Origin of the sequence: Ensifer sp. CCNWLY38 (assembly GCF_037120565.1) — a bacterium.
GTDB classification, from domain to species: Bacteria; Pseudomonadota; Alphaproteobacteria; order Rhizobiales; family Rhizobiaceae; genus Ensifer; species Ensifer adhaerens_H.
Genome location: NZ_JBBBBO010000008.1, coordinates 216548 through 230101, shown reverse-complemented (window position 1 = coordinate 230101; position 13554 = coordinate 216548). Strand labels below are relative to the sequence as shown.

Below are 13554 nucleotides of genomic sequence, written 5' to 3'. Positions count from 1 at the left end.
GGCCGAAAAATATGTTGCAACGCCAGAGTGGTTAGCGCAGCCCGCGCCCGTGCGCAAGCCTTCAAGGGTCAATTAAACCGGTTCGCGACACAGGATCGAATGGGTGGAGACGACAAAGCTCGGAATCGCAAGCCGTGACCGACTTTACCGTAAACAGAGGCAAGCAGAGACAGATTGCCGCAGTGCACAAATCAGCGCCAGCGCACACGAAAACAGGAGGAGGCTGAGAAGAAGAAATGGCGCGAGTGACGGGGCTCGAACCCGCGACCTCCGGCGTGACAGGCCGGCACTCTAACCGACTGAGCTACACCCGCGCATGATGACCGCGAACGATCATTATTACCACCATCGGCGCTTCCTGAGAATGCCTAGGCAAATCCAGATCAAGAGTGGCGCGAGTGACGGGGCTCGAACCCGCGACCTCCGGCGTGACAGGCCGGCACTCTAACCGACTGAGCTACACCCGCATCATCTTGACTTGGTTGGAGCGTTTCCGCCCCGGCACCGAGCGGGCTTGCCCGTTCGATGAGCGGCTAACTAAGCGGTTCGCATTTGGGTGTCAAGCGTGTTTCAAGACAAATCCATGAAGGAGCGAAAAATGATCCACAGGGTAAGGTGACGACAAAGTTCAGGAGGCCGGATCATGCTCGACGCAGCCATACGCCCACTCCGATTGCCTCTTACATACTCTACGATGATACCGAACGGCGAATCTTTATCTCTCACCCTCCCCTGCCGCGGGTGACGGCCGAAGACGCGCTTTCTTGTCCACAACCAGGAACCCCGACGATTCAGGGTGTCGCGCGACCAGCAACAAAAAAAATCATAAAAACGATACAAATGCTCTTGCGGTTTTTTTCGGTTACGCCTAGATCACGGCCACCGACGCGGCGGACTGATCCGGTCCGGACGCTGAAGGGCGATTAGCTCAGTTGGTAGAGCGCCTCGTTTACACCGAGGATGTCGGGAGTTCGAGTCTCTCATCGCCCACCATTTTCCTCTCTTCCCAATTCATCGCATAAGACAGCGACCTCACGGCGTTAGAACCTTGCTGCGTTCGTGACTGTTCATAGGCCGAGAATGCGTTCGCTCCGGCGGCCGCCATTTGTGCCACGATAGCGCTTATGTTGAGCGGCGCCTGTCGGGGACAGGAGCCGCTGTGCCTGACAGCCGCCGTCAGCCGTGCGCTCCCCATCATCGACGTGACCGGCCGTTCCTGTCGGTCAGCTGATTCTGTCGCGTGGCCCTACGCGCCGCGATACTGCTCGTCGCTGACCTGCTCCAGCCAGTCCACAGCCTTGCCGTCGAGCGCCTCCTGAATGGCCAGGTGCACCATCGCGGTATCGGGCGCGGCACCGTGCCAGTGTTTTTCGCCCGGCGGGAACCAGACGACGTCGCCAACGCGAATCTCGCGTACCGGGCCGCCCCAGCTTTGCGCGAGGCCGCGGCCGGCGGTCACGATCAGCGTCTGGCCAAGCGGGTGCGTGTGCCAGGCGGTGCGGGCGCCCGGTTCGAAGGTAACGCTGACGGCGCGGACCCGCGCCGGATCGGCGGTCTCGATCACCGGATCCTGCCGCACCGTACCGGTGAAATACTCGGCCGGCGCGCGCATCGAAGGTCTCGACCCACCGGGTATGATGTCCATCTCTCGTTCCTCCGGGTTTTCGTTTGCGGCGCTTCTTTTCAGCGAAAGCGCGTCACGGCCAACAGGCACCGCCTGGCCCGCGAGCCTATCATAACCTGTGGATTGTCACAGTCTGGCAGGCACTGCGAGCGATCTCGCAAAGATGTTCGTGGTGCGTCAGGTAGATCACCTGGCCCACGCGCGCCATTTCGGCCATCTGCTCGAAGGCGCGGCCGGCACGCCCGTCGTCGAAGGTCTCCATGATGTCGTCGGCGATAAAGGGTAGCGATTCGCGTGCTGCCGCGATTTCGTGATAGCCGGCGATCCTGAGCGCCAGATAGAGTTGGAATCGGGTGCCTTTGGAGAGATCCTTGGCAAGTTTCGATCCGCCGCCAGCGGCATTGGCGATCAGGAATTCCTGCCCCTTGTCGGACTGCGCCGACAGCCCGGAATATTCTCCGCCACTGATCCGGCTGAAGGTTTCCGAGGCGCGGCGCATCATCGCGCTGCGGTGGCGCTCGCGGAAGAGCCGAAGCGCCGTCTCCGCGGCAATGACACCGGCCCGGAGCCGCAGATAGGCAAGCGCCTTGCTCTCGATGTCGAGCAGCAGCGTTCGCCGCTTCTGATCGAGTTCGGCAACCGTGTCCCCGCCTTCGACATCGGCGAGCGCCTTCTCCTTGCCGCGCATATCCGTGTGCAACTCGCTGACTTCGCGGTCGCTGTCTTCGAGCGCCGCATCGAGCCGCGCCAATTCCAACCGGACTGCCGCGTCATCGAGTTCCGCGAGCAACACCTCGGCCTGCTCGCACGTGGCGACGCCCAATCGGGAGGCGATATCCGCTTCCAGTTCGGCGATTCGCTGGCGCAGGCGCTCCTGCTCGCGCGCAGCTTCGAACTGCTGCATGGCATCGTCGACCGTTTCACAGTCGAAAAACTCGAGGACGAGGCGCCGGCGCGCTATGTGGAGCTCTTGCTCGGCACAGATTGCGCGTCGCTCGTCGTCCAAGCGGGCCAGCTCCGACAGGAATGTCGCCCGGCGGTCTGAAAGCCGCTGGGCCTCGGCGGCACGTGCCTTGAACGCCGTAAACGTTGCGAACGTATCGTCTGTCAGCGGTCCGCCGGCGAGGTCGGCGATGGCGCGTTCGAAAGCCGCCTGATCCTTGCGCATCCCGGCGACACGATACTCGAGATCGGCCTTGCGCTGAGCGAGCTTGTCCAGGTCCTGCAGGACCGCAAGCATCGCACCAATCTGCTCCGGAACAAGCTGTTCGCTGCGTTCGGCAAGCCAGCTCTTGGCAAGAAGCGTATTCCACTGCTCCTGCCAGGTGGTCATTTCGGTTTCAGCACGATCAAGGGTCGAGCGTCGGCTTTCAAGAACCATCGCGCTGCGCTTTGCCGCCTCGCGGGCCGTGTTGCGGGCGGCGGCTGCGGTCTGTGCCTGCGATACGACCCGCTCTGCGATCTGCAGGAGATCGTCGAGCCGCTCCGACAGCCCTTCTTCCATGCCGATGCCGGCGAGTTCGTCGCTGAGCCCGCGAACCGCTTCGGCCTCCTCGGCATGCGCCCGCTCGAACTCCAGACGGATAGAGCGCAATTGCGCGCGAAGTTCGAGCGCCGAACCCCGGATAGCGAGCCAGGCTTCCAGTTGCGGCAAGCTCATGACGCTGGGCACCCCACAGGACGTAGCGACGGCTTCCAGAGACTGCGCCTCGGCCGCCACCTCCTCGCTGCATCGCTGCTGCTGTTCGCGCAGCGCCGCTAGGCGGGCACGTCGCTCGGCGATCGAAAGAGACAGGCCGCGCATATCGGCAAGCCGTGCCGTTTCGGCGAGGCGCAGCGCGGTAACTTCGTCATCCCTACCCATCGCCTCTTCGAAAGCGACAGCCGTTTCCTGAAGAAGCCGGCCCTTGTGCCGCTCCCAGGCCTCGTCACGACGGCGACGCAGTGCCGCGGCCGAAACATCGTCCAGAGTGCCGCCAACGGCGGACTGCGCGGCCAGCCGCGCCTCCTCGCCCACAAGCAGCTCCTGCTCGCCGGCAATGCGATCGGATACGCGCGCTTGCCGCTCTTCCAAAGTGGCTGCGGCCCTGCGCAACGCCTCAAGCGCTCCGGGCGCTGGAACGCCGAGCGCCAGCAGATCGTCGGCGCTTCCAGCGAAAGGCTTCAGCTGCAGCAGCTTGTCGGCAAGTTCCGGTTCCAGCCGGTCCAGAGATTGCGCGGCGGCCTGTTTCCTAAGCAGGCAGTCACTGCGCCGCAGCAGCGTCAGTCGCCCGGAAAGACCGGAGGTATCCGCCAGCCCCCCTTCTCCATCAATCCGCACCAGCTCACATTCAGCGATCCGTTTTTCCTCGGCCGCGGCTTGCACTTCGTGGTGAGCCGAAGCGCACCGTTCGGCCAGTGCAGAATGCCGGCGCGCCAGATCCTGCAGTCGCGCACCAACCCCTGCCGGCAGCAGCAGATCGAAAGGGTCGCGGTCTGCCGGTTCACCGAGCCGCAGCAGGCAACCGACGATCTCCGTCGACGTTCTCGCCAATTCTTCCAATCGTGACGGCATATCGCGCGCGGCCGTGGCATAGCGCGCATCGAGGGCAGTCTCCTGCAGCGCCGTCAGCCGTTCGGCCAGGCAGAGCCCTTCCTTGTCTAGCGGAAATTCTTCCAGCGCGTCGCGGCGGTGCTGCATCTCGCTTTCGTTCTGGCGGAGCCTGACTTCGATCTCCGCCTCCCGGCGGCGAAGCGCCGGCAGCTCGGCTGCCCACTCGGCCGGCGGGACCGGCAGTACCGGCGCGCTCGCCAGTTCCATGCGAAGCGCACGCAGCCGGCCAAAGTGCGGCAGGGCCTCGATCTCCGCCTTCAGGCGAGACTGCGCGACCCGAAGTTCGGCGCGACGTGTGATCGCTTCCTCATGCCGGTCGCGTGCTTGCGCCAGCGTCTTGCGCAGCGCCGCATATTCGCGTGCGTTGATGTCGAGGGCATTTCGCTCCGCCCTCAGGGCGTCAAGCTGCGCCTTCAGCTCTGCAAGCTGATGCTTGCGCGCCTGTGGCCGGTAGAAGGCGTCGGCCTGGCCGCGCAAGGCGGCAAGGATCGCCGTACTGTCCGGCAGGCCGGAGCTTGCAGAAAACAACAGCGACCCAAGCTCTCCCTCGCTCTTCAGGATCGCCTCGCCGCCCTTCTCGATGCTCTCGTCATCGAGCGAAAACATCGTCTGATAGGTGTCGCGGTCGATCGCGCCCAGCACACCGGAGAAGAGATTGTCGGGCAAGGGTTGATCGTCGGGGCCGACCAGCGAGTTCGACTTGCGTTTGACCCGGAACACGCGGTGCGTCCGATCAGCCGCCTCGATGGTGCCACCGACCCGCATTGTCGGATAGGGATGCAGGAACCCATAGGGGCTCGAGTGCTCGATCCCGAAGAGCAGATCGAGGAAGCCCGAGAACATCGTTGACTTGCCCGCCTCGTTCGGCCCGTAGACGATGTGCAGGTCGGGCACGCCGGCCACGCTCTCACCGAAGTCGAGGCGGCGATCGGTGAATTTGCCATAGCGGACGAGATCGAGCGCGCTGAGCCGCATCAGTGGATGCCCTCGCCGGAACCGCTGCCATGAAGATGGGCAAGCACTTCCGTGCCTCCCGACGCGCTGGCCTCGAAAGCGAGGCGCTCGATCGCGTCTTCATCGGGTGCCAACGCCTGGCGCAGCTCAGGAGGCAGTTGTTGCAGCAGATCTTCCACGGCTGCCCGGACTTCCTGGCGAAATCCGTGAGCCGGCAGAACATCGGCCTCGACGAGGGCCACCAGCTCATCGACCGGATCCAGCATTGCACCCGCTTTTTCCACCAGGGGATTGCCGCAGGCGAGTTCCAGCTTCTCGATCCAGCAACCGACGATGCCGGCCGCGATGTTGTCGATCTCGGCGCGCAGCAAATCCGTGTCGCGGCGAAGGCGCCAGGCCAGCGGTGTTGCGCCCGTCAGCGTTACGCGCAGGATCACATTTTCCGCCGGCGTATCCACAGATGTCCGCACCAGCGCCTGCCTGACCGCATCGAGCACGTCGCGCCACTCGGAGAGGCCGGCAATATCGACTGACAGGCGCTCGAAACTGGCGATGCCGATCGGCAGCTCGTTAATCTCGATCCGGCCGTCGTCATCGATCGCCACCAGCGTCACGCTCTTCACACCGGCTTCGTTGACATCGCGGCCCTGCGGTATGCCGGGCATGACGACGAAGGGGGCCGTTGCATGGATCTGGCGTTGATGGATGTGGCCGAGAGCCCAGTAGTCAAAACCATGTGCCACGAGGTCGGCGGCGCTGCAGGGCGCGTAGAGATCATGGCCGGCCGCACCGGCAAGGCTTGTGTGCAGCATGCCGATGTTGAGCGCCCCCGACATCGGCGGCTGAAAGGCCGGCAGCAGGCTTTCCGGCGCGTGCGGGCTGGCGAAACTCACCCCGTGCACATAGACGTCGCGCCCGCTTGCCAAGGTCTTGGCAAGAACGGCCTTCGCTCTGCCTTTGAACACATGCGCCGAAGGCGGCAAAGTGAGCTCGTTGGTGACCTGCGACTGGGCATCGTGGTTGCCACGGATGATGAACGCCCGGATCCCCGCCTCATCCAGCCGGCGCAACTCCCTCCCGAGAAACAGCGCCGTGTTCATCGACGTCTGGCTGCCATCATAGAGGTCGCCTGCAATCAGCAGCGCATGGACCTTCTCGGCAATGCAGAGATCGACGATCTTGACGAAGGCGCGCCTGGACGCGCCGCGCACGATCTCCGCGAGGTCGGCGTTTCTAAGGGCGAGGCTGCGGAGGGGCGAATCGAGATGAAGATCTGCGGTATGGACGAAGCGGAAGGGCATGGCCGACCATGGCCCGGCAGGCCGGCGCCCGTCAATCAGCGTGGACCCTTCATCCACGTGGGAGATTGGCCGGCTGCAGACGAGCATTCTTCAGACCATCCAAGTAAAGCCAAGACTAATACAGAACATCTCCGCAGAGATTGCCGAAAACGAATGGTCAACAGCACAGCCGGAGTACCTGCAAATATCAGATTATACTCACTTCAATCGATTAGGGCTTTTGTAACATCTTGTTCGCTAGGTTTCCGCCGGCTGCGCTCCCTGCGCATCCAGGCACCGGAATGATTCCTGCTTTGGCATCCGCTCCGTCATGACGATCAAGAGCCGGAACGACTTCATCAAGTACAGCTTTTATGGACGGCCGTCCTTCCGGGGGGAACCTATGTCACGGCTCAAGATTTCACACACGCTCATTGCCCTTTTCCTCGTGGTCGCCGCCATCGTCACGGCGCTTGCCGTTTCCTCGCTCGGCGGCATCAAGATGATGAACGAGCGCAACAACGAGATCGCCACCACCTGGCTGCCGCGTGTCTCGCTTTCCCGCGCGCTCGAAACCCAGCTTTCCGATACCCGCATGGCCTTTGCGCGCCACCTGATCTCGCTGACGCCCTTCGAAAAGAAGGCCGCAGAAAAAGTCATCGGCCAGACCGTCGAAGGCTTCAACAAGCTCGCCGACGACTATGCGGCGCTGATGGTAACGGACGCCGACAAGGCCGCGCTGGAAAAGGTACGCGCTGCCTATCAGGCCTATCTCTCCATTGCCGATGGCATGGTCAAGCTCTCCAACAACCTCGAGAACATGAAGGCGCAGAGTGTCTTCAAGGTCGAGATGCGGGAGACCGAGCAGAAGGTCGACGAGGCGATCAAGGAAGTGCGCGCGCTCAACGTCGCCGGCGCCGACGCCGCGGTTGCAGCAAGCTCGGCGACGCACGACCAGATCCGCATGATCGAAATGGCCGTCATCGCCGTCGCGGCGATCATCGTGCTCGGCGCCATTCTCTATGCCGTGCGCGGTATCGCCCGCCCGATCCAGATCATCACCCGTTCGATGGCGCGCCTTGCGGAAGGCGACACGGACAGCAGCATCCCCTACGGCGCCCGCAAGGACGAAATCGGCGAGATGGCCCGTGCCGTCGAAGTCTTCCGTCAGGCGGCAATCACCAACCAGCAGCTCGAAGCGGATGCCCAGACACAGCGCGCCCGGGCTGAGGCCGATCGCCTGCGTCTGACCGAGGAAGCCGAAACTGCGGCACAGCGCCGCCTCCAGGAAGCGACGGCCGGTCTTGCCGGCGGCCTGCGCAGGCTTGCCTCCGGCGATCTCGCCTTCCAGCTCGACGAACCCTTTGCGCCGGACTTCGAGCAGCTCCGCCACGACCTGAACCAGGCCGTCGCTCAGTTGGCCGATACGCTTGCTGCCGTTTCGGCCAGCTCCGGCAGCATCGACAGCGGTGCGCGCGAAGTCAGCCAGAGTGCCGACGACCTGTCGCGCCGAACCGAGCAGCAGGCGGCCTCACTGGAAGAAACCGCAGCAGCACTCGACCAGATCACCGTCAATGTCGGCAATTCGTCGAAGCGCACCAACGAGGCCCGTGCCGTCGCCAGCCAGGCAAACGAAAGCGCCCGCAAATCCGGCGCCATCGTCTCGGGCGCCGTCGATGCCATGGGCCGCATCGAGCATTCGTCGAGCCAGATCTCGAACATCATCGGCGTCATCGATGAAATTGCCTTCCAGACGAACCTTCTGGCGCTGAACGCCGGCGTCGAAGCAGCCCGCGCCGGTGATGCCGGCAAGGGTTTCGCCGTCGTCGCTCAGGAAGTCCGCGAACTTGCCCAGCGCTCGGCCAATGCGGCCAAGGAGATCAAGGACCTGATCCGCAACTCCGCCGTCGAAGTCGAAAGCGGTGTCCGGCTCGTGCGCGAAACCGGCGAGGCTCTGCGCACCATCGAAGGCTTCATCGTCACGATCAACCAGCACATGGATGCGATCGCCATCTCGGCGCAGGAGCAGTCCGCCGGACTGTCGGAGGTCAACACCGCCATGAACCAGATGGATCAGGTGACGCAGCAGAACGCAGCCATGGTCGAGGAAGCCAATGCCGCAAGCGCCACGCTTGCCCAGGAAGCCGGCCGCCTGCGCGAGCTGATCGCCCGCTTCACGCTGGAAGAGGCTCAGGCCTACGGCTACGCGCCGTCGGCCGGCTCGACACGCCGGGCGGCATAACCACGACGCACGCCCGTGCTTGGTTTTTCGCGGGCGGGCGCCGGAGATCTCGCAACCGACCTTGAAGTGTATGAACAATCATAGCCTGCGTTCGGGACACGAAATTCTTGACAAACCAACAGAAACGGCCGCCGGAAGCGGCGGCCGTTTCTTTGTCTGCCAAGTGCTTACCGTGAAGTCCCAGAGGTTTCTGTCGACAAAGGTGGCAATTGTAACTATCACTAATGTTACTGCCATTTCACATGGCACCTCATGAAATTCCAGCGACGATCATGAAGAAGACATTTGAAGTTTCCGATAGACTGTTCGAGCTCTACCACCGGGTCCACCGGCTGGTGAACGAATCGATGACCGAAGAAGGCGTGTCGCTGGCACGCAGCAAGTTCCTCTTCTTCCTGAGCAAGCTCGGTCCCTGTCGCTCGACAGATATCGCCTGTGCGCTGAACTTCGCGCCGCGCACGGTCACCGAGGCCATCGACGGTCTGGAACGCGACCGCCTGGTGATGCGCAAGCCCGATCCCGAGGACCGGCGCGCCAAGATCGTCTCGATTACCGAAACGGGTCGCGTCGTGCTTGAAGCCGCAGAGCATCCACGCAAGCAGCTGCTCGAGGAGATTTTCTCGGCGCTCGACGACGAGGAACTCGATGCCCTCTACGGCATCGTCGGCAAGCTGGTCGACAGGACGGACGAGATCCGCAAGCGCAAGGATGAGGCCGAAGAGGCAGCGCAGGTCGCTGTCGCCCGCTAGTCGGCGCCCGCTATTCGGGATCGTGCTATTTATTTCCTGCCAGTCCGAAACAGAAAGAGGCCGGGACATCATGTCCCGGCCTCTTCCGTTTTCTCCGGGCGTTAACGCTTACATCGCGTTGATGGCGCCAATGGAGAAGAACAGGGTTTCGCCGGAGGAGTCGTCGACACCGTCATTGTCGGTCACGACGTAGCCATTGCCGGCTGCATCGACGGTGAAGCCCTCGACCTTGTCGACGACATAGCCGTTGAGCGCCTTCAGATCCGGAATGAGATCACGAACCTCTTCCTTCTTGGCGACAGCCAGTTCGCCACCGAGTGCTGCCGGCTTCAGTTCCGTCAGCGCGACGCGATAGATCTTCTTGAGCTTGGCTGCCTGGCCGATCAGGTTGTCGCGCTCGATGATGTAGGCGTAGTCACCATGAACGGAGATTTCCGACAGGCCGACCCAGCCGTCACCGGCCTTTTCCAGCGGGTAGCGCACCGCGCCCCACTCTTCGCTCTTCGGCTTGTAGGAGACGAGTTTGACGAAGCCCTTCTCGTCGTCCTTCCATTCGCGCTGAACAGCCATCCACAGCGTCTGGTCGTCGCCTTCGCCAACGACGGTGATGCCTTCGAAGCCGAAGCGCGTTTCACCGGCACGCAGTGCCTCAGGCAAAGCGATTTCCTTCTTGATCTCGCCCTTCTTGTTCACGTGGAAGAGCGCGTGGCTGTAGAGCTTGTCCGAATTGCCTTCGGATGCGAGCCAGAAGCCCCCTTCCCCGTCATTGGCGATGCCTTCGATGTCGAGCTTCTGAGCAGGTGCGCCGTCACGGGTGATGGCGAGCGTCTCGGTGATCAGCGCCGGCTTCTGAGTGGCGTCGATGGTGAAGATCGTCGGCAGCGACGAGAAGACCGAGTCGTTGACGGCGCGCAGGAAGCCCGGCTTGTCCGAGACGGCAGCAAGACCGGAGAGTGCGCCGAAGCCGATCGGCAGTCCGTCCTTCTCGGCCGAGCGGATCTGCGGATAGGCAGCTTCGCCCTCACCGCGCTCGTAGATCATCACATGCGAACGTGCGCCGCCGTCCTCGCCGAGGTCGACTTCATTGGCGGTTGCAAGCAGGTTGCGCGACGGGACTGCGACGGCGCCTTCGGGCGAGATGCCCGACGGCAGCAGCTGCAGCAGTTCGGGTTCCGCACCCGTGTCCTTGTAAACGCCGACGACGGAAGCCCGCTCGGCGAGCAGGAAGAACAGGTTGTCGTCGCCGAACTTGGCGGCTTCCAGACCCTCGGGCTCGACACCCTTGGCCGACGAACGCTTTTCCGGGTAGTGGCCGATCGCGGCAACAGCATGCTCGAAGCTCGCACCCGATTCGTAGAGCACCTTGCCGGCCGTGTCGAAGATGGTGAAGCCGCGCGAGCCGCCTTCGTAGTCACCTTCGTTGGCAACGACTATGCGGTTGTCATCGAGCCACTTCACTGCATCGGGCTCGCGCTTGCGGCCAGGCTGCTCGTCCTTGAAAGCGATGGCGCCGTTGCGCTTCGTGTCGATGTCCTTGAGGTCGACCGTGCCGGCGGAGAAATGCGTCTTCACCGTCGCGGTCTTGCCGTCGATGATGACGATGTGGTTGTTCTCCTGCAGCGTCAGCGCAATCTCGTCGTTGCCGTTGAAGGAGACGAATTCAGGCTCTGGATCGTCGCCGGCGATTTCGGCAAGACCGGTCAGCGTCACACGCTTCAGCGAGCCGCAATCGGCAACGCCGTCCTTCAGAGACAGGATCACCAGATCGCCAGCCGGCATCTGCGGGATCTTGCCGTCGTTCACTTCCTCGTCGCGCTCGTTTTCAATGGCGATGGCTGCAAGCGTGCGGTCCTTGTTGACGGCAACCGAATCCGGCTGACCGCCGAGATCGCAGGTCGCATCCACCTTTTTCGATGCCAGGTCGACGACTGCCAGAAGGCCGGAAGGCTTGACGAAGCTTTCGCGCGTGTTGACCGCAACGAGCGCCTTGGCGCCGGCAACGGTAACGGAGGTCGGCTCACCGTCGAACGAGATCGTGCCGGCTGCCTTCGGCGCCTTGGCATCGGTGATGTCGATGAGGCCGACGCGCTTGCCCGGGCTGTCGGAGTAGATCAGCGTATTGCCGTCTTCGCTGGCCGTGATGATCTCGGCGGACGTCGGCGCCTTGCGCGCGTCACCATCAGGCAGATTGTCGGCAACGGCAAAGGACGCAATACGATTGAATACAGGATCAGCCGCCGCAGGAAATGCCGCGGAAGCAAGAAGGACGGCCGCGAGCGCGGTCACGCGCGAAGTAATGATCATTGAAATCCCCCATGGAGAATACTGAAAACATGGGGGTTCTGCGCGACTGCGATGACAGCCGAATGACACCGGCCGGGTTTTACACCGTTCAGGTTGCAACAGCCTCCCGTTCGCGCCGAATCTCGTTGCGCATGATGAACAGCGACGCGCCAAGGATCAGGACCGCACCGAACCAGAGATAGCCTGTCGGTGCGTAACCGAAGACCAGCCAGCCGGCGAAGACATTGAGCGGCAGCTTCAAATCATCGAAGGGCTGCACATAGGCGGCGTCGGCAACCGTATAGGCGAGCGTCAGCAAATATTGCGCGAACACAGTCATGACCCCGGCGAGCACGAGAAGGCCGAGCGCCACGCCCTGCGGCACCGCGAAACCGGCCATGAGCGCAATGGCGCCATTGATCGGGGTCAGAAGGACAAGCAGCCAGATGGTGATGGTTTCGGGACGCTCGCTGCTCGTCAGGCTCTTGGTGATGAGCGACGAGGCGCCCCAGAGCAAGGCGGAGAGGATCGGCAGCAGCGCTGCCCAGGTGAAGCTGTCCGACCAGGGTTCAAGAATGATCATCGCACCGGCAAATCCGACCGCGGTCGCGGTCCAGCGGGCCGGACCGACGCGTTCGCCGAGAAACAAGCGAGCGCCAAGGATGATGAAGAACGGCGAGGTCATCACCAGGGCAATCGCCTGCCAGATCGGCACATGCGCAAGGCTGGAGACCCAGGCCCCGACGCCGAAGGCCGCAAGCGCCACGCGCACCACGTGGCGCCACGGGTAATCGGTGCGCATCGCCGGAAGTCCGACGCGCCGCAGGAACGGCAAAGAAAAGAGAAGGGCGAAGGCATATTGCCAGAAGGCCGTGGCGGCAGCGGGAAAGCCGAGTTTCATCGTCAGCCATTGGGTAACGACATTGAGCCCGGCGAAGGCAATACCGGCCAGTACCATGAAGCCGGCACCGGCCATGGCGCGCGAGGAGGACAAACCGAGGGAATTCTGATTCATGTCACGCATCCTGAGAACACAAATCAGGACGCATGAGCGCACGGCACGACGCCGGGCGGGCCTGCCCCTTCGTGCCGACGACCATTCTCTTTCATCCGGACTATGACCGTCGGCTCCGGAATTGCACCGGATCTGCTGACCCCTTCTCCGTTTCCGGAGAAAGGCGCTCGCGGGCTTGGGCCACCGCATGGTGTTGCAGCGCCCTTACCGCCGGTGGGGACTTTCACCCCGCCCTGAGAATGGGCAAGCCGTAGAGCAAATGGCAGGAGGCCGCAAGGGCAGCCCCCGAAATGCGAAAGGGTCCGGCTTTCGCCGAACCCTCGAATACCTGGACTGCCGGCCTCGTGTCCGGCCGCCAAGCAAATCTGATCAGCCGTTGACGGCGTCCTTCAGGCCCTTGCCGGCCGTGAACTTCGGCACGTTGCGGGCCGGGATGTCAACTTCCGCACCCGTGGACGGGTTGCGGCCCTTCGAGGCTTCGCGGCGCGAAACCGAGAAGTTGCCGAAGCCGACCAGGCGAATGTCGCCGCCGCTCTTCAGCTCGCCCTGGATGGTCTCGAAAACTGCATCAACTGCAGAAGATGCGTCGGTCTTGGAAAGTCCGGCCTTCTCAGCAACGGCAGACACGAGCTCATTTTTGTTCATGTTTCCACCCCTTTCAGATTGGTTCGAAACGACTGTGTTTTAAGCCGCGGTGGCTTGCGCATCGCCCGCGTCTTGCCTTTCCCAATTGCGCCTAATCCCTTGGAATGCAAGGCTTGCAGGGCGCTTTTACAACAAAAAAGACCGGCCAGAGGCCGGTCTTCCCAATTTT

General features: G+C 62.8%; 8 protein-coding genes, 3 tRNA genes and 1 riboswitch. Of the genes, 3 read left to right on the top strand and 8 right to left on the bottom strand.

Annotated elements, in window-relative coordinates; all coding sequences use genetic code 11:
• Positions 1-237: 237 nt before the first annotated feature.
• Positions 238-314 (bottom strand) — tRNA-Asp (locus V7S54_RS18840).
• 76 nt (positions 315-390) lie between these two features.
• Positions 391-467 (bottom strand) — tRNA-Asp (locus V7S54_RS18835).
• Between the two features lie 450 nt (positions 468-917).
• On the opposite strand from V7S54_RS18835, the gene V7S54_RS18830 reads away from it, so the two are divergent.
• Positions 918-993, top strand: a tRNA-Val gene (locus V7S54_RS18830).
• A gap of 253 nt (positions 994-1246) precedes the next feature.
• On the opposite strand, the gene V7S54_RS18825 is transcribed toward V7S54_RS18830, so the two are convergent.
• From V7S54_RS18825 to V7S54_RS18815, 3 genes are all read right to left on the bottom strand, one after another.
• Positions 1247-1645, bottom strand: coding sequence for a (R)-mandelonitrile lyase (locus tag V7S54_RS18825; RefSeq protein ID WP_065374588.1), 399 nt, complete (start codon positions 1643-1645; stop codon positions 1247-1249).
• Between the two features lie 88 nt (positions 1646-1733).
• Entirely contained in the window at positions 1734-5192 is a 3459-nt protein-coding gene (locus V7S54_RS18820; RefSeq protein ID WP_065374587.1) for an AAA family ATPase, read from the bottom strand.
• Complete coding sequence (locus tag V7S54_RS18815; RefSeq protein ID WP_336408678.1) at positions 5192-6472, bottom strand: metallophosphoesterase family protein; 1281 nt, start codon at positions 6470-6472, stop codon at positions 5192-5194. The genes V7S54_RS18820 and V7S54_RS18815 overlap by 1 nt, the downstream gene beginning before the upstream one ends.
• 382 nt (positions 6473-6854) lie before the next feature.
• Between V7S54_RS18815 and V7S54_RS18810 the strand changes: the two genes are divergently transcribed.
• Both V7S54_RS18810 and V7S54_RS18805 read left to right on the top strand, forming a co-directional pair.
• Positions 6855-8693 carry a methyl-accepting chemotaxis protein gene (locus V7S54_RS18810; RefSeq protein WP_065374586.1) on the top strand — a complete coding sequence of 613 codons (1839 nt, stop codon included), beginning with the start codon at positions 6855-6857 and terminating at the stop codon, positions 8691-8693.
• Positions 8694-8965: 272 nt separating this feature from the next.
• Complete coding sequence (locus V7S54_RS18805) at positions 8966-9442, top strand: MarR family winged helix-turn-helix transcriptional regulator (RefSeq protein ID WP_057252345.1); 477 nt, start codon at positions 8966-8968, stop codon at positions 9440-9442.
• A gap of 108 nt (positions 9443-9550) precedes the next feature.
• Here V7S54_RS18805 and V7S54_RS18800 read toward each other — a convergent pair whose 3' ends face one another.
• From V7S54_RS18800 to hupB, 3 genes are all read right to left on the bottom strand, one after another.
• Positions 9551-11746 (bottom strand): esterase-like activity of phytase family protein, encoded by a 2196-nt coding sequence (locus V7S54_RS18800; protein WP_336408671.1) that lies wholly within the window; start codon positions 11744-11746, stop codon positions 9551-9553.
• 88 nt (positions 11747-11834) lie between these two features.
• A complete protein-coding gene (locus V7S54_RS18795; RefSeq protein WP_176707565.1) occupies positions 11835-12749 on the bottom strand; it encodes a DMT family transporter in 915 nt (304 codons plus the stop codon).
• Between the two features lie 70 nt (positions 12750-12819).
• Positions 12820-12985, bottom strand: a riboswitch (FMN riboswitch).
• A gap of 124 nt (positions 12986-13109) precedes the next feature.
• Positions 13110-13385: a DNA-binding protein HupB gene (hupB, locus tag V7S54_RS18790; RefSeq protein ID WP_057252351.1), complete on the bottom strand. Its 276-nt coding sequence runs from the start codon at positions 13383-13385 to the stop codon at positions 13110-13112.
• Positions 13386-13554: the final 169 nt, after the last annotated feature.

What these genes read in the sequence shown, in the direction of transcription:
- V7S54_RS18800 (WP_336408671.1), bottom strand. Translation starts at nt 11,746, where the DNA reads ATGATCATTACTTCGCGCGTGACCGCGCTCGCGGCCGTCCTTCTTGCT.
- V7S54_RS18805 (WP_057252345.1), top strand. Translation starts at nt 8,966, where the DNA reads ATGAAGAAGACATTTGAAGTTTCCGATAGACTGTTCGAGCTCTACCAC.
- V7S54_RS18815 (WP_336408678.1), bottom strand. Translation starts at nt 6,472, where the DNA reads ATGCCCTTCCGCTTCGTCCATACCGCAGATCTTCATCTCGATTCGCCC.
- V7S54_RS18810 (WP_065374586.1), top strand. Translation starts at nt 6,855, where the DNA reads ATGTCACGGCTCAAGATTTCACACACGCTCATTGCCCTTTTCCTCGTG.
- hupB (WP_057252351.1), bottom strand. Translation starts at nt 13,385, where the DNA reads ATGAACAAAAATGAGCTCGTGTCTGCCGTTGCTGAGAAGGCCGGACTT.
- V7S54_RS18820 (WP_065374587.1), bottom strand. Translation starts at nt 5,192, where the DNA reads ATGCGGCTCAGCGCGCTCGATCTCGTCCGCTATGGCAAATTCACCGAT.
- V7S54_RS18795 (WP_176707565.1), bottom strand. Translation starts at nt 12,749, where the DNA reads ATGCGTGACATGAATCAGAATTCCCTCGGTTTGTCCTCCTCGCGCGCC.
- V7S54_RS18825 (WP_065374588.1), bottom strand. Translation starts at nt 1,645, where the DNA reads ATGGACATCATACCCGGTGGGTCGAGACCTTCGATGCGCGCGCCGGCC.